This is a genomic window from Aggregatibacter segnis (assembly GCF_003130075.1).
Taxonomy (GTDB): domain Bacteria; phylum Pseudomonadota; class Gammaproteobacteria; order Enterobacterales; family Pasteurellaceae; genus Aggregatibacter; species Aggregatibacter segnis_A.
Genome location: NZ_NRCW01000007.1, coordinates 25497 through 41966 on the forward strand (window position 1 = coordinate 25497; position 16470 = coordinate 41966).

Consider the following 16470-nt stretch of genomic DNA (forward strand, 5'->3'; position numbering starts at 1 on the left):
TTTTTCATTTTTTCTCTTGAAATCCCTTAAAACGATCTTATTTAAATTTGGCGAACAAATGTTCAACAGAACATCCATGGAACGAAGAAGGAAATACTTATGAATATTGAAAAATTTACCACTAAATTCCAACAAGCCATTGCTGAAGCGCAATCTTTAGCGATTGGCAAGGATAATCAATTTATTGAACCGGTGCATTTATTGAGTGCCTTGTTAAATCAACAAGACGGTTCGGTGGCACCGATTCTAACCGCAAGCGGTGTGAATGTTGCCGCGTTGCGCAACGAACTCAACAACGAACTTGCCAAACTTCCGCAAGTGTCCGGCAATGGCGGTGATGTACAACTTTCCCGTCAGTTGCTTAACCTTTTGAATTTATGCGACAAATTGGCACAACAACGGCAGGATAAATTTATTTCCTCCGAACTCTTTTTACTTGCTGCCTTGGAAGAAAAAGGTGCCGTCAGCGAGATACTGAAAAAGTGCGGTGCGAAAAAAGAACAAATTTTACAAGCCATCGATCATATTCGTGGAGGACAAAACGTGAATGATCAAAATGCGGAAGAAAGCCGCCAAGCCTTAGAAAAATATACTATCGACTTAACCGCTCGTGCGGAAAGTGGCAAATTGGATCCTGTGATTGGGCGTGATGAAGAAATCCGCCGCACCATTCAAGTGTTACAACGCCGCACCAAAAATAACCCGGTGCTTATCGGTGAACCGGGTGTGGGTAAAACCGCCATTGTGGAAGGATTGGCGCAACGTATTGTAAACGGCGAAGTGCCGGAAGGCTTGAAAAACAAACGCGTACTTTCACTTGATATGGGCGCGTTAATCGCCGGGGCAAAATATCGCGGTGAATTTGAAGAACGCCTGAAAGCCGTATTAAAAGAATTGGTGCAGGAAGAAGGTCGCGTTATTTTATTTATTGATGAAATTCACACCATGGTGGGTGCGGGTAAAACCGATGGCGCCATGGATGCCGGCAACTTGTTAAAACCAAGTTTGGCGCGTGGCGAATTGCATTGTGTGGGTGCGACCACGTTAGACGAATATCGCCAATACATTGAAAAAGACGCGGCTCTTGAACGTCGTTTCCAAAAAGTGTTTGTGGGAGAACCAAGCGTGGAAGATACCATTGCTATTTTGCGTGGCTTACAAGAACGTTATGAATTGCACCACCACGTTGAAATTACCGACCCTGCGATTGTCGCAGCGGCAACCCTGTCGAATCGTTATATCTCCGATCGTCAGTTGCCGGACAAAGCCATCGACTTAATCGACGAAGCAGCATCCAGCATTCGGATGGAAATCGATTCCAAACCGTTGCCATTGGATCGCTTGGAACGACGCATTATCCAACTGAAGTTAGAACAGCAGGCATTGAAGAAAGAAGATGATGATGCCAGCCGCAAACGCTTGGAAATGTTAGAAAAAGAATTGGCGGAAAAAGAACGTGAATACGCTGAATTAGAAGAAGTGTGGAAATCCGAAAAAGCCGCCCTTTCCGGTACGCAGCATATCAAGGAAAAACTAGAAGACGCGCGCACCCAAATGGAACAAGCCCGTCGTGCCGGCGATTTAAATAAAATGTCCGAATTGCAATACGGCGTGATTCCATCGCTAGAAAAACAATTGGCGCAGGCAGAAACTGGCGAAGGCAAGGAAATGACCCTGTTACGCTACCGCGTGACCGATGAGGAAATTGCTGAAGTGCTTTCCCGTGCCACCGGCATTCCGGTCGCCAAAATGATGGAAGGTGAAAAAGAAAAACTCTTACGTATGGAAGAGGAATTGCACAAACGGGTTATCGGGCAAAACGAAGCCGTGGATGCTGTGGCGAATGCCATTCGTCGTAGCCGTGCCGGTCTTTCCGATCCAAATCGCCCAATTGGTTCCTTCTTGTTCTTAGGGCCAACCGGTGTGGGTAAAACCGAATTGTGTAAGACTTTAGCTAAATTCCTATTCGACAGCGAAGATGCCATGGTGCGTATCGACATGTCCGAATTCATGGAAAAACACAGCGTGTCCCGTTTGGTCGGTGCACCTCCGGGCTATGTGGGTTATGAAGAAGGCGGTTATTTAACCGAAGCTGTGCGTCGTCGCCCGTATTCCGTGATTTTGCTCGACGAAGTGGAAAAAGCGCACCACGATGTGTTCAACATCTTGTTGCAAGTGTTGGATGACGGCCGTTTAACCGACGGACAAGGCAGAACCGTGGATTTCCGCAATACGGTGGTGATCATGACGTCTAACTTGGGTTCCGATTTGATTCAAGGCAACCAAGAAGAAAGCTACGACGACATGAAAGCGTTAGTGATGTCTGTGGTGAGCCAACATTTCCGTCCGGAATTTATTAACCGAATTGACGAAACCGTGGTGTTCCATCCGTTGAATAAAGACAACATTCGCGCCATTGCGGAAATTCAGTTAAAACGCTTAATCAACCGCATGGAAAGCCGTGGCTATGTGTTGCACTTTACGGATGCCACTCTCGATTTCATCAGCGAAATCGGCTATGACCCGATTTACGGCGCGCGTCCATTAAAACGTGCGATTCAGCAAGAAATTGAGAACCCGTTAGCGCAACAAATCCTTTCCGGCAGTTTGTTACCGGAAAAACCGATTAGCGTGGATTATGTTGACGGCAAAATTGTGGCTAAACAATAAAACATAAAAACAAAAGCCATTTAGTGAATGCTAAATGGCTTTTTTGTTATCTCGATGACAGAAAGTGCGGTCAAAATCTACCGCACTTTTTCTTTTCTTATTTCCGACGGTACATGTTCGCACACATCACTTGCCCTAACGTATAAAGGGAAGATTGTGGCTGTAACGCGATAGTATGTTGAGATTGACGTTTCGGCGCGGTGCGAATACCGTCACCCCAAAAATCAGCGTAGAAATCGCTGCGTACGTGAGTGAAATAGTGGCTCTCACAATTTAAAATTTTATATTGGCGCATGGATTTGGCATAAAGAGTCGGATGATCTTTGAATACATATAACCCTTTGTCCAAGTTAATCACCACATCAAAATGAATCAGGCGTTTGTCCTTGTTATCCACCCAAACGGAATTGGTGTCCACATAATAAAAAATACCCGGTACAAGCTGTAAAAAACCGTTTTTCGTTTCTTTCGGCGGAACAAGCGGCACATCGCCCTGCGCTTTCGCGTTGACTTGAGAATTTAACGCCGGCTTGGTGGAAGGCGAGGAAGAGCAAGCAGCCAATAAAAGTGCGGTTAAAAATACAAACGTTTTTTTCATATCAGACTCCTTATTCACGCCAAAGGGCACTATTCCTATGCCTTTCATTTTGGCACAATTCCTGTTCAATAGCTAATTGAAAGCCGACTTTCGGAGAAAAATCCTTTACACATATCGCAAACGTTTGCGTAAGCGTGTACAATGGCGCCCTAATTAATTTAGTCATCATTAACGGGAAGCCATCGTGAGTACACAATCCTTAAGTTATAAAGATGCCGGCGTGGATATCCATGCAGGTAACGAATTAGTTGAACGCATTAAACCTGAAGTAAAACGCACCACTCGTCCTGAGGTGATGGGCGGTTTAGGCGGTTTCGGTGCACTTTGTGCTATTCCGTCTAAATATAAAGAGCCGATTTTAGTGTCAGGTACTGACGGTGTCGGCACAAAATTGCGTTTGGCCATTGATTTAAATCGTCACGACAGTATCGGTATCGATTTGGTGGCAATGTGTGTAAACGATTTGGTGGTACAAGGTGCCGAACCATTGTTCTTCCTGGATTATTATGCCACAGGAAAATTGGATGTAGATGTTGCCGCCAACGTCATTAAAGGTATTGCAAACGGTTGTGAACAATCCGGCTGTGCTTTAGTGGGCGGCGAAACGGCTGAGATGCCGGGTATGTACCACGAAGGCGATTACGACCTTGCCGGTTTCTGCGTTGGCGTGGTGGAAAAATCGGAAATCATTGATGGCAGTCAAGTCAAAGTTGGCGATGCGTTAATCGCCCTCGCTTCTAGTGGCCCACACTCTAACGGCTATTCTTTAATTCGCAAAGTGATTGATGTTGCCGGCGTGAACCCCGCCGAAGCACAGTTGGAAGGTCGTCCATTAGCCGATCATGTGCTGGCACCAACAAAAATCTATGTGAAATCCATTCTGCAATTAATCAAACACGTAAATGTTCACGCTATCGCTCACTTAACCGGTGGCGGTTTCTGGGAAAATATACCACGCGTATTACCAAACAGCGTCAAAGCGGTGATCAATGAAAACAGCTGGCAATGGCCTGCGGTGTTTGATTGGTTGCAACAACAAGGCAATATCACCGACTACGAAATGTATCGCACCTTTAACTGTGGGGTGGGTATGGTGATTGCATTGCCACAAGAAGACGTGGAAACCGCACTAGGTCTGCTACAACAGGCAGGTGAAAAAGCCTGGGTCATCGGGAATATTCAACATCTCGCTGATGAAAACGAACCGCAAGTTGTTATTCGTTAATGAAAAAAATCGTTGTTCTTATTTCCGGTTATGGCGCGAATTTACAGGCGATTATTGATGCTTGTGAATCGCGCTATATTGACGGTGAAGTCGTTGGCGTATTGAGCAATCAAGCGGATGCCTTTGGGCTACAGCGGGCGAAAAGTGAGGGTATTTTTCACCGCACTTTTTTGCGTAGCGATTATGTCGACAATCTCGCCATGGATCGCCATATCGCAGATGAAATCGACAATCTCGGTGCGGATTTAATCGTACTGGCCGGCTACATGAAAATCCTCACGGCAGAATTTACCCAACGCTTTACGGGAAAAATTCTCAACATTCACCCTTCCTTATTACCAAAATATCCCGGGCTGCATACCTATCAACGCGCTATCGAAGCCGGTGAAACGGAACACGGCATGACCATTCATTTTGTCAATGAAGACGTGGATGGCGGCGCCATTGTGCTACAAGCCAAAGTGCCCATTTTTGCCGAAGATGATATTGCAGATATTGAACAACGGGTCAAAGAACAGGAAATTCGTTTTTATCCGTTGGCAATAAAATGGTTTGCTGAAGGAAGACTCAGATTAATCGACAACCACGCCTATTTAGACGGCAACCGCTTACCACCGCAAGGTTATGCGATTGACTAAAGATATAAAAAACGCGCTTTTCAGCGCGTTATTTTTTATTCGTCAATTAATCCGGCTTTAAGTAAAAACCGATAAATGCCGTCTTGGTCAAGCGGTTCCGCCACATGATTGGCAATCGCTTTGAGTTTTTCATGTCCATTGCCCATCGCCACACCTACGCCCACGGTGCTTAACATTTCCAAATCGTTTAACTGATCGCCGAACGCCATGACATTGTCCATTTGTAGTCCCAAGTGTTTGACCACCGCTTGAATACCGCGAGCCTTTGAACCTTCCGCATCGAATAAATCCACAGAATCTTCATGCCAACGCACCACGCGCAAGCCATCTAATACGCCTGAATTTTGCACCAATTCATCATGCTCTGCGCGATAAAACGGCAGCACTTGGCCAATATCGTTTTCTTCAAAAAAAGTTTTATCCACGATGTAATCTTTCAAGATCGGATCCATCGCAAACTGCACCACTGAATTCCGCTCCGAAACCGCCACCGTATGATCCGACACAAACGCATAAGGCATATTATGTTGCTCAAAAAAATGCACCAAATGGCGAATTTTGTCTGTTGGAATCACATGTTTCTCAATGACCTGACCACGATAACTTGCCATTTGCCCGTTCATAGTCACAAATAAATCGATGCCTTCCCGCTCTATCACCTGCTTCAATTTATGCGGGAAAGCGCAGCGGGTACGCCCTGTGGCAATGGCAGGAATAATGCCGTTTTCTTTCAATTTACGCATAAACACAGGCACCGTTGCCGGTAGAAAATCACGTTGTTTCATAAACAACGTGTCATCGATATCAAAAAATACCACTTTGATTTGATCGCGATAATTCGGAATGGTCATGCTTTTCTCTTCTCTTTAAATTCAACGTTTGGCAGAAATGTCATCCGATTTTAGCATTTTTGCGAGGCAGATCCTAAAATCGGGCAAAAAAACACCGAAAAAAAGCACCGCACTTTATGATGTGCCGGTTTTCTTAATCAAGTGCGGTCGCTTTTATGAACGTTTTTCGATCCAGCTGCGTGCATTGTCACACGCCTCTTAAACTTACCAAACATGGCTTATGCAGCCGTTGTAGCCGAACCATTCGGCGTTTTCCTTATTGCGGTTGCTGTGGTTCAGAACTGATGGAAAATGCCTTGCACTGCGGCAACTGTTTGCAGCAGGAACCGGCGTGGGATCGCATGGTGATTATCGGGCGTTACAACGAACCACTTTCCACGCTGATTCATCGCTTTAAATTTCAAAAACAATTTCAACTCGACCGCACTTTAGCGCGCCTGTTGTATTTGGCCATCCGCGAAGCGCGACGAAATCATCAATTGCCTTTGCCTGAGGTGATCCTGCCTGTGCCGTTACATCATGTTCGGCAATGGCAACGGGGATACAACCAAGCGGATTTATTGGCGCATCAACTGAGCCAATGGCTCAAGATTCCCGTCAAAAAGGACTTAATTACTCGTACCAAACGCACACCGACCCAACGAGGCCTTAGTGCCAAAGATCGACGACAAAATCTCAAAAATGCTTTTCAACTTTCCGCTAAAGCCCGAGATTTTCCTTATCGTCACGTTGCCTTAATAGACGATGTGATCACCACCGGTTCTACGTTAAATGAAATCGCCAAGTTATTACGCAAAGCGAATGTGACACATATTCAAGTGTGGGGGCTGGCGCGAACATAAAACGCATGATAAGGCAGCGGCATTTTTTATTACTCCAAAAGGTGGAAAAAAAGCCGCATGAAGCGTATCATATCCGACAAATTTAATTAGGTTTTATCGTGGGAGCGTTATGCAACAAATTACCATTTCAGCGGAAGCACAAGCACACTTCCGTCGCTTATTAGATCAACAAGAAGAAGGCACCAACATTCGTATTTTCGTCGTCAACCCGGGCACGCCTAGTGCGGAATGTGGCGTCTCTTATTGCCCGCCAAACTCAGTGGAAGCAAGCGATACCGAATTCAAATACGACACCTTTTCTGCCTTTGTGGATGACATCAGTCTGCCATTTTTGGAAGACGCGGAAATCGACTATGTTACGGAAGAATTGGGTGCACAACTCACCTTAAAAGCACCAAACGCCAAAATGCGTAAAGTGGCAGATGATGCGCCGTTAATCGAACGCGTGGAATATGTCATTCAAACCCAAATAAACCCGCAATTGGCAAGCCACGGAGGCAAAATCACGTTATTAGAAATCACCGATGACGGCTATGCGATTCTGCAATTCGGTGGTGGTTGCAACGGTTGCTCCATGGTGGATGTTACCTTGAAAGATGGTGTAGAAAAACAATTGGTCAGCCTTTTCCCTGAGGAGTTAAAAGGTGCAAAAGACGTGACAGAACACCAACGCGGCGAACATTCTTATTACTAAGCCCAAATAAAAAACCACCGAAAGGTGGTTTTTTGTTGCCTGTGAAAACTATTTTGCGTGACGCTCTTTCAATTTACCAATCACATCCGCCCAGCTTAAGTCCGCATCTTGCAATAACACCGTCAAGTGATATGCCAAATCCGCCGCTTCACAAATAGTTTCATTACGATCTTTCACAGTCGCCGCCAACGCCGTCTCCACGCCTTCCTCGCCCACTTTCTGCGCAATGCGTTTCGTGCCACGCGCATATAATTGCGCCGTGTAAGAGGTTTCTGGATCCGCCCCTTTACGTGCCTTCAGCAGTTTTTCCAATTTACTGAAAAAGATCCAGTTCGGTTCATTTTGTAACTGACTAAAACAGCTTTCTGTACCCGTGTGGCAAGTTGGCCCAACAGGATCCGCCAAAATCAACAACGCGTCCTGATCACAATCCAAACTCATATCCACCACATGTAAGAAATTGCCCGAGGTTTCCCCTTTCGTCCACAAACGGTTTTTCGTACGGGAAAAGAACGTCACTTTCTTCTCTGCCAAGGTTTTCTCCAACGCCTCCGGGTTCATATACCCGAGCATAAGCACCTCGCACGTCGTCGCGTGTTGCACGATAACGGGGAGGAGGTTGTTGATTTTTTGCCAGTTGATTTCTAACATTATTTTTCCCTCTTTCTATTAAATTCTAAATTTAAAACATGTGATATTCGTTCAAAATGTAATTCGTCATATTTTTGTGGAAATTCAATATATTCAATTCTAGCTTTTCGACAGGCTTCTTTTTTAATAGCATCACGTTCAATAGCATTATTTTGATAATGTCCACCACCTTGATATTCAATTACAACGACCGGATTACCAAATTTATCCGTAATTAAAAAATCGACACGTTTGTTATTAACCAAACGAAATGCCTCTGAATTTTCACTTTGAATAAATTCGCCCATAGCCACTTGTGAAAATAAACGATATTTCTGTTCCTGATGAGATTTCTCTAATAAGGAAATCAATCGAGTAAACAAGCGATATTCGCTTTTATTCAAGAGTAACTTACGACGAAATTCGGCGTTAGCAACAACCCCAAAATTTGGGCTAGAAAAAGTATTTGAATTTATTTTTACATGCCTATCTGCTATTGATGGTTCAACATAACGATATGTTTTCTTTGTTCTTCTTCTTTGCTTCCTTAATAATTCTTTTAGAATGGTTAATAAAACAGCAATACCAATAAAAATTAATATTAAAAAGAACGTCTCACTTCTTATTAATTGCTCTAATATCATTGAGTTACCTTAGTTATTCAAAAATATCTGACCACGGATAGCGCCCGTTTCCCAACGGGTGCTTGTAACTTACTTTTTATTATTTATTTCGGCACGCGTTAGGAAACGCGCGCCATCGTTCAACCTTTGTTACATAACACCAAAAACACGTCCAAAAACGACCGCACTTTTTTGTGTTACCGCCGTACTTCCACGCCTTCCCGTGCCAAATAATCCTTCAATCCGCCGATATTAATGATCTGCTTATGAAACACGCTCGCGGCTAAAGCGCCGTCCACATTGGCGTCAATAAAAGCATCACGGAAATGCACCATTTCGCCCGCGCCGCCGGAGGCAATAAGCGGGATATGGCAAGCTTGCCGTACCAGTTTCAGTTGCGCTAAATCATAGCCCTTGCGTACGCCGTCTTGGTTCATCATATTCAACACAATTTCACCCGCGCCACGTTGTTGCACTTCTGCCACCCAGTCTAACAACTGCCAATTGGTTTGTCGGGTACGTTTTTCGTCTCCGGTGTATTGGTTCACCCAATATTTGCCCGTTTCCTGCTCGAACCAGCTGTCAATGCCCACCACGATGGCCTGCACGCCAAAACGATCCGCCAAGCGGGAAATCAAATCAGGGTCGGCAAGGGCGGGAGAATTAATGGAAATTTTATCCGCGCCGAAAGCAAAAATCTGTTCCGCATCCGCGATGGTTTTAATGCCACCCGCCACACAGAATGGAATGTCGATGACTTGCGCCACGCGTTCCACCCAGCTTTTATCCACGGTGCGACCGTCCGAAGAGGCGGTAATGTCATAGAACACCAGTTCGTCCGCGCCTTCCTGCGCGTAACGTTGCGCCAGCGGTACGATGTCGCCGATGATTTCATGATTGCGAAACTGCACGCCTTTCACTACCTGCCCATCGCGTACGTCCAAACAAGGAATTATCCGTTTTGCCAACATTCGATTGCCTCCGCTACATTAAATTTTCCTTCTAACAACGCGCGCCCCACGATCACGCCCGCCACGCCAGTGCCTTTGAGAGCTTCGATATCTGCCAGCGAACCGATGCCGCCGGAAGACTGGAACTGCACATCCGGGAACTTAGCGCACACTTCACGATAAAGCTGCACGTTAGAACCTGCCAGCGTGCCGTCGCGGGAAATGTCGGTGCAAAGCACACGTTGCAAGCCAAAAGTGCGGTAGTTTTCCACGACGTTTTCAAGGGTTAGCGCACTGGTTTCCTGCCAGCCTTTAATCGCCACTAATTTCTGCCCGTTTTCAATGCGCACGTCTAACGCCAACACGAATTTCTCCGCGCCATATTTGTTAAACCAGCCTTGTACCATATCGGGTTGTGTCACCGCCGTAGAACCAATCACCACGCGGTTCGCGCCCACCGCAAGCAAATCGGCGACATCCTGTTCGGTACGAATCCCACCTCCCACCTGAATGTTGCTTTGTGTAGCGGCGATAATTTTGCCGATAAGTGCGGTCTGTCTTTTCGACGGATCTTTCGCACCGGTTAAATCCACCAAATGCAACTGTTTCGCGCCTTGTTGAATATAGCTTGCGAACTGCTCAATAGGATTGTCGCTGTAAGTGGTTTGCTGCGCATAATCACCCTGATGCAGGCGGACAACGTGCCCGTCGATAAGATCGAGGGCGGGAATGATGATGGCGTTTTTCATGATGACTATCCTCTCAGGGTATGCCTAGGGTAGCAAAGCCACCCTAGGTTAAGCATAAACCTACCCCGCTGGGGTAGTTATAAATGTTTTTCAAAATAAGTTTCATCAAACTTTATTTCTTCTTCAAGAAAGAGTGTTTTAATTTCATCTATAAAATTTTGCGATTGATGATGTTGTTTCTGATTTTTAATGTAATTAATGATTTTTGCTTTATCTCGGTCACTATAACTTAATGCACAATAACCAATGGACCATTCCGTAAAATCCGGAAATAAATCGGGATGACTTTCTAAAAATTGGTGCGTAGTGATTTTTAATTTACGAACAAATTCAGAAATCGGCAATGTTTGATGAATATCCACAAATAAATGAATATGATCAGGCATGCCATTTACACGATATAAAATGCAATGATGAGCTTGCGTAAATTTCCAAATACAACGATATAGTTCTTTCTCGTATTGCTCATTAATGCTGGGCACACCATGCTTTGTCCGAAAAATAATATGATATAACAAACGCGTATAGCTCATTTTCTTTCCTAATTTCTACCCCAACGGGGTAGGTTTATGCTTAACCTAGGGTAACTTGTTACCCTAGGCGGAAAGAAATCGCAACAACGCTATTTTATTTTTCGAGCTAGATCGCATTTTTAATCCGAGGGTAATAAATTACCCTCGGTTAAGCATTATCGTTCCCCTTTGGGGAACGGATTATTTCACCTTTTCCACAAAATTCTTCAACAACAACGCGCCGTTTTTGCCCGAGCGTTCGGGGTGGAACTGTACGCCGTAGAAATTTTTGTTGGCGATGGCAGCGGAGAAGTCCACGCCGTAACAGCTTGTCGCAATTGTGTTTTCATTGGGTTGTACGGCGTAGCTGTGTACAAAGTAAAAATGGCTGTCTTGTTCGATGCCGGCAAACAGCGGATGATCTGGCGTATAACGCACCTCGTTCCAGCCCATGTGCGGCAACGGTAAGCCGCTGTCAGGGATGAGATCCGTCTGCCCACTCATTAAGCCGAGCGTCGCCACATTGCCTTCAGTAGAAAATTCGGTCATCAGCTGCATGCCCAAGCAAATACCGAGCATCGGTTGGGTAGCGTTGCGGATGCAGTTAATTAGCTTGCGCTCCTGCAAATTCCGCATCGCCGCCATCGCCGTGCCCACACCGGGCAACAGCAATTTATCGGCAGATTGGATTTTTTGAATATCCCGTGTAATTTCGGCGTGATAACCCAAGCGATCAAAGGCAAATTTGACGGAGGAGAGGTTGGCACAGCCGGTGTCGATGATGGTTACTAACACTATAGTTTGCATAAATTTAAACACCCTTGAAACTTTATCCATTCAGAAGAATATGGATACAAATATTGCAATTCTTTCTTTTGGTTTAAACAATAAATATATACACCAACCTGCCTAGAACCAATTAAATTCTCATTTGACAGAGTTACTAATGAAATAAATTTTTCATATAAAGATATAAAATAGCCTGTGCCTTCAGTTGGTGTTGTTAATGGAACAACCATAAATATAGTCCCAAATCTATCCTTTAAACATTTAGCTAATCTTGCATATTCAGTTTCTGAGCCAATAGTTTGTAAGGAAACATATTTTTTTGCTTTCTCTGATTCTGCATTTTTTAAAATTTTAGCTATGTCTTTTATATCTTGATGATCCAAATAGTGAGGATAATTTGTAACAAAAAATTCATATGCAATCTTTAATGATTCCAGAAAGAAGGGATTAAAATCAAATAATTCTCTCTTGTGTAAAGGTTTTGGCTCTTTGACCTCCTTAGTGAATTCTGCAGATAAAAGACTTTCCAAATTAAATTCCAAACCGAGTTTTTTATACTCTTTATCTAAATACTTTTTGTGTTTATTTAATAATTTAATTCTCTCATCATTAGAAAAATATCCATATTTTTCAAACGACACTGATACTTGCACTTGATCTGAATTTAGGTTTTTAATTTCTATTTTAGGTCTATCGTCAAGCAATATTGGAGCAGAATTTGGACTTTCTACCCTATATTTATTACCAGAGTCATCTTGGTAATCACCTTTTAAAGGAAAATCAATTTTCCCGTTTCTTCCAATAATTTGATTTTCTTCGATATGCAATCGACTAACTATCGTTCTTGCAAATGGTGCATCAATTTTTGTTCCCATACTACTATTACAATTTTTACAAATCGTGTGTATAACATAATTTCCACCAATAGAATACGGAATAACATGCTCTTGAGTAGCTGGATTCTTCTCAGTAAATTTTTGTCTACAAATAATACAATTATTCATTTCACTATAACCTATATTGTGTTTCCAAAATACTATAAACCAACCGCACTTTTCGGACAGACATAAAGTCTGTCCCTACGAATCATAACACGCCCTTACTACTCGGCAACTCCTCCCCCTCAATTCTAATCGCCTGTCTCAACGTCCGCCCAAACACCTTAAACAAACTTTCAATTTTGTGATGGTCGTTGTCGCCGGTGGCTTTGAGGTGCAGCGTGGCAAGCAGCGAGAAGGCGAGGGATTGGAAGAAATGTTCGGTAAGTTCGGTGCTGAAATCACCTACGTTGTCCCGTTTGAATTTGGCGTTGAATTTGATCCACGGGCGCCCGGATAAATCCAAAGCGCATTCTGCTTTGCATTCGTCCATCGGTAACACAAATCCGAAGCGAGCGATGCCGCGTTTGTCGCCGATGGCTTGTTTTAAAGCTGCACCGAGGGCGAGAGCGGTGTCTTCCACGGTGTGGTGTTCGTCAATCCACAAGTCGCCGTTGCATTGCACGTTCATTCTAAAGCCGCCGTGGGTGGCGATTTGGTCGAGCATATGGTCGAAAAAGCCTACGCCCGTTTTGATATTGTTCACGCCCGTTTCGTCCAGCCATACTTGCACTTTGATGTCCGTTTCTTTGGTTTTGCGGGTGACTTCTGCGTAGCGTGGCGGGCGGTTGCCGATGTTGCTGACGGGTTCGCCGAGCAGTTTTTCTGCGATCAGATCCCAGTTTAATTTTTCAGGGTGATATTGCAGTGCGCGAATGCCGAGATTTTCCGCTAACTGGACGTCGGTGGCACGGTCACCAATCACAAAAGAGCGGTCAGGATCAAACAAGTTTTTTTGAATGTATTTTTTCAGTAACTTGGTTTTCGGCTTGCGGCAAGCACAGTTATCTTCCGGTTTGTGCGGACAAATCAGCACATCGTCAAATTCAATGCCCTGCGATTTAAACAGCGCCATCATGGCATTGTGCGGCTTGTCGAAATCGTCTTGCGGGAAAGAATTCGTGCCTAGTCCGTCTTGGTTGGACACCATCACAAAACGGTATTTGCCTTTGAGCTTAAGCAAGGCGGGAATCACGTTCGGTTCAAATTTCAGTTTTTCCAGACTGTCAATCTGAAAATCGGTTTTCGGTTCGTCAATCAGCGTGCCGTCTCGGTCGATGAAAAGGGTTGGTTGCATATATTCTTCCTCTGTCTGCCTAGGGTAGCCAAGCTACCCTAGGTTACGTATCATTCTGCCCCTTTGGGGCAAGCTGGTTTGTACTCCAAAGGAGTACAGCTATAACTAACCTAGGGTAACTTGTTACCCTAGGCATGGAGCGTTAGATTTGCCCAATCGCCCCTACTACGCTCTCGCATTCTTCCTTCGTCCCCACGGTAATCCGAATGCAATTTTGTAAATTTAACGCTTTGTTTTGATCTCGCAGGATAATGCCTTGCTGCCACAACGCCTTGAATACCTGCTCGCCATCTTGGCATTTTATAAGCAAATAATTGGCTTCGCTGTCGTACACGTTTTCCACTTGCGGCAAACCTGCTAAGGCTTCTGCCAGCCACTGACGGTTGGTTAAGATCTCCTGTGCGCGGGCTTGCACAAGGGCGATATTCTCTGCTTGCAAGGCTTGTTCAGCGATGTCGGCGCTTGGCACAGGGATGGGATAAGGGGCAATGACTTTGCTGAGAATTTGGATTAACGCCGCATTGGCTAACACAAAACCACAACGCAACCCCGCCAAGGCAAAGGCTTTGGAAAGGGTGCGGATAATGGCTAAGTGCGGGTAATTTTTCAGCTCTTTTGCGAGTGTGGCTTCAGGGCAAAATTCAATGTAGGCTTCATCCACCACCACAATGGCTTTGCCGGCAGTGAGTTGCAAAAGCTCAAGCAAATCCGACCGTTTGAGTAAATTGCCTGTCGGGTTGTTTGGGCTACACACAAAGACGACTTTCACGCCCTCTAGTTGCTGTTTAATTTCAGCAAGATTCAGTTGGAAATCTGCCGTTAATGGCACGGTTTTACACGCCACACCTGCTGTTTCGGCACTCACAGCGTACATGCCATACGTGGGTGGGCAGAACAAAATGGCGTCTTGGTTCGGTTCGCAAAACGCACGGATAACCAACTCAATGCCTTCATCACCGCCACGGGTCACCAACACATTTTCAGGCGATACGCCTGCATAATTGGCATAACCTTGCACCACCGCTTGCGGTTGCGGTTCGGGGTAGCGGTTTAAATCTTTGCCTGAAAGTTGGAACGTCGGCGAAGTTGGGTATTCGTTCGCATTTAGCCAAATCGTGCCGTTGCCCCCCAGTTTGCGGGCGGATTGATAGGGCGTGAGCGCTTGCACGTTTTGTCGGGATAATGTTGTGATTGTCATGTGGTTTTCCTCTTATTGCAACTTCGCTAATCTCAAACTCACTGCCATTTTGTGCGCATCCAGCTGTTCTGCCTGCGCCATCAATTCCACGGTTTCCGCTAAGTCTTTGAAGCCTTGCGGGGTGAGTTCCTGCACGGTCATGCGTTTGCTGAAATCCGCCAAACCAAGGCTGGAATACGTGCGTGTGTAGCCGTAAGTTGGCAGAACGTGATTGGTACCGCTGGCGTAATCGCCCATGCTTTCCGGCGAATAAGCACAGAGGAAAATAGACCCGGCGTTATCCAGTTGAGGCAATAATTCACGGGCGTTTTGTGTTTGCACGATTAAGTGTTCCGGCGCGTATTCATTGCTAATAGCGACACATTGCGCCAAATCATCGGCAATCAGAATTCGACTGTGGGACAACGCCTTGCGGGCGATTTCCGCGCGGAGCAGTTGGGCAAGCTGTTGTTCCACACAAAGTGCGGTCTGTTTTGCCAGCGTTTCGCTCGGTGTGACCAAAATCACTTGTGAATCTGCGCCGTGCTCTGCCTGTGAAAGCAAATCGGAGGCAACGAATTCAGGATCGGCCTTTTCATCAGCAATCACCAACACTTCCGATGGCCCTGCCGGCATGTCGATGTTGGCGCCGTTAATCATTTGGCTGACTTGGCGTTTGGCTTCCGTCACAAAGGCATTGCCCGGCCCGAAAATTTTATCCACCTTCGCCACGCTTTGTGTACCTAACGCCATGGCGACCACTGCTTGCGCACCGCCCACCGCATAAATGGTTTGCACCCCGCACAGATTGGCAGCGTAAAGAATTTCATCCGCAATCGGTGGCGGTGAACACAGCACGATTTTCTTACAACCTGCGATTTTCGCCGGAATGGCAAGCATGAGCACCGTAGAAAATAACGGCGCGGAACCGCCAGGAATATACAAACCGACACGATTAATCGGGCGCGTCACCACCTGACAACGGACACCGGGCTGGGTTTCAATATCCACCGCCTGTGGTTTCTGTGCTTCGTGAAAGGCAGTGATATTGCGCTTAGCATTCTGAATCGCCATCTTCAACGGCTCATGAATACGCGCCGTCGCCTCCGCAATTTGTTGTGGCGTGACAATCAAGCTGTCGAGTTTGGTTTTGTCGAATTTCTCTGTAAGTTCAAACAACGCCTTATCGCCGTCCTGTTGCACAAATTTAACGATATTTTCCACCGCACTTTTGATCTCATTTGAGGCGGAAATCGCAGGGCGGGTAAGGGCTTGTTGTTGCTCTGTGGCTGAAAGATTATTCCAATTTAGTGTTTCCATAATACAAAACCTTCCTTTTATTTAACG

Annotated in this window: 17 protein-coding genes; 5 read left to right on the plus strand and 12 right to left on the minus strand. The window is 45.4% G+C overall.

What is annotated here, in order from left to right; genetic code table 11:
• Window positions 1-99 precede the first annotated feature (99 nt).
• The gene (clpB, locus tag DK415_RS08015; protein WP_109433178.1) at window positions 100-2670 is read left to right on the plus strand and encodes an ATP-dependent chaperone ClpB; all 2571 of its coding nucleotides are present in this window, start codon (window positions 100-102) and stop codon (window positions 2668-2670) included.
• 97 nt (window positions 2671-2767) lie between these two features.
• Here the strand turns inward: clpB and DK415_RS08020 are convergent, their stop codons facing one another.
• Window positions 2768-3268 carry a surface-adhesin E family protein gene (locus DK415_RS08020; RefSeq protein ID WP_032998013.1) on the minus strand — a complete coding sequence of 167 codons (501 nt, stop codon included), beginning with the start codon at window positions 3266-3268 and terminating at the stop codon, window positions 2768-2770.
• 184 nt (window positions 3269-3452) lie between these two features.
• On the opposite strand from DK415_RS08020, the gene purM reads away from it, so the two are divergent.
• Both purM and purN read left to right on the plus strand, forming a co-directional pair.
• Entirely contained in the window at window positions 3453-4493 is a 1041-nt protein-coding gene (gene purM, locus DK415_RS08025; RefSeq protein ID WP_109433179.1) for a phosphoribosylformylglycinamidine cyclo-ligase, read from the plus strand.
• Window positions 4493-5131 (plus strand): phosphoribosylglycinamide formyltransferase, encoded by a 639-nt coding sequence (gene purN, locus DK415_RS08030; RefSeq protein WP_109433180.1) that lies wholly within the window; start codon window positions 4493-4495, stop codon window positions 5129-5131. The genes purM and purN overlap by 1 nt, the downstream gene beginning before the upstream one ends.
• A 35-nt stretch (window positions 5132-5166) precedes the next feature.
• On the opposite strand, the gene DK415_RS08035 is transcribed toward purN, so the two are convergent.
• Complete coding sequence (locus DK415_RS08035; RefSeq protein ID WP_109433181.1) at window positions 5167-5982, minus strand: Cof-type HAD-IIB family hydrolase; 816 nt, start codon at window positions 5980-5982, stop codon at window positions 5167-5169.
• Between the two features lie 155 nt (window positions 5983-6137).
• On the opposite strand from DK415_RS08035, the gene DK415_RS08040 reads away from it, so the two are divergent.
• Window positions 6138-6824: a phosphoribosyltransferase family protein gene (locus tag DK415_RS08040; RefSeq protein WP_109433182.1), complete on the plus strand. Its 687-nt coding sequence runs from the start codon at window positions 6138-6140 to the stop codon at window positions 6822-6824.
• A gap of 109 nt (window positions 6825-6933) precedes the next feature.
• On the plus strand, window positions 6934-7518 hold the full coding sequence (gene nfuA / locus DK415_RS08045; protein WP_109433183.1) for a Fe-S biogenesis protein NfuA: 585 nt from the start codon (window positions 6934-6936) through the stop codon (window positions 7516-7518).
• 48 nt (window positions 7519-7566) lie between these two features.
• Here nfuA and hisIE read toward each other — a convergent pair whose 3' ends face one another.
• The 10 genes from hisIE to hisD form a co-directional block, all read right to left on the minus strand.
• A complete protein-coding gene (gene hisIE, locus DK415_RS08050) occupies window positions 7567-8169 on the minus strand; it encodes a bifunctional phosphoribosyl-AMP cyclohydrolase/phosphoribosyl-ATP diphosphatase HisIE (protein ID WP_005704737.1) in 603 nt (200 codons plus the stop codon).
• Window positions 8169-8792 (minus strand): DUF2726 domain-containing protein, encoded by a 624-nt coding sequence (locus DK415_RS08055; RefSeq protein ID WP_109433184.1) that lies wholly within the window; start codon window positions 8790-8792, stop codon window positions 8169-8171. The genes hisIE and DK415_RS08055 overlap by 1 nt, the downstream gene beginning before the upstream one ends.
• Window positions 8793-8968: 176 nt before the next feature.
• Window positions 8969-9742 (minus strand): imidazole glycerol phosphate synthase subunit HisF, encoded by a 774-nt coding sequence (hisF, locus tag DK415_RS08060; protein WP_109433185.1) that lies wholly within the window; start codon window positions 9740-9742, stop codon window positions 8969-8971.
• Window positions 9724-10470, minus strand: coding sequence for a 1-(5-phosphoribosyl)-5-[(5-phosphoribosylamino)methylideneamino]imidazole-4-carboxamide isomerase (gene hisA, locus DK415_RS08065; protein ID WP_109433186.1), 747 nt, complete (start codon window positions 10468-10470; stop codon window positions 9724-9726). The genes hisF and hisA overlap by 19 nt, the downstream gene beginning before the upstream one ends.
• A 77-nt stretch (window positions 10471-10547) precedes the next feature.
• A complete protein-coding gene (tnpA, locus tag DK415_RS08070) occupies window positions 10548-11003 on the minus strand; it encodes an IS200/IS605 family transposase (protein ID WP_109433187.1) in 456 nt (151 codons plus the stop codon).
• Between the two features lie 180 nt (window positions 11004-11183).
• Window positions 11184-11789: an imidazole glycerol phosphate synthase subunit HisH gene (hisH, locus tag DK415_RS08075; RefSeq protein WP_420884518.1), complete on the minus strand. Its 606-nt coding sequence runs from the start codon at window positions 11787-11789 to the stop codon at window positions 11184-11186.
• The gene (locus tag DK415_RS08080; protein WP_109433188.1) at window positions 11777-12775 is read right to left on the minus strand and encodes an HNH endonuclease; all 999 of its coding nucleotides are present in this window, start codon (window positions 12773-12775) and stop codon (window positions 11777-11779) included. The genes hisH and DK415_RS08080 overlap by 13 nt, the downstream gene beginning before the upstream one ends.
• Window positions 12776-12857: 82 nt before the next feature.
• Window positions 12858-13946: a bifunctional histidinol-phosphatase/imidazoleglycerol-phosphate dehydratase HisB gene (gene hisB / locus DK415_RS08085; RefSeq protein ID WP_109433189.1), complete on the minus strand. Its 1089-nt coding sequence runs from the start codon at window positions 13944-13946 to the stop codon at window positions 12858-12860.
• A 142-nt stretch (window positions 13947-14088) separates the two neighbouring features.
• The gene (gene hisC / locus DK415_RS08090) at window positions 14089-15144 is read right to left on the minus strand and encodes a histidinol-phosphate transaminase (protein ID WP_109433190.1); all 1056 of its coding nucleotides are present in this window, start codon (window positions 15142-15144) and stop codon (window positions 14089-14091) included.
• 12 nt (window positions 15145-15156) lie between these two features.
• A complete protein-coding gene (gene hisD / locus DK415_RS08095) occupies window positions 15157-16443 on the minus strand; it encodes a histidinol dehydrogenase (protein WP_109433191.1) in 1287 nt (428 codons plus the stop codon).
• Between the last annotated feature and the right edge of the window lie 27 nt (window positions 16444-16470).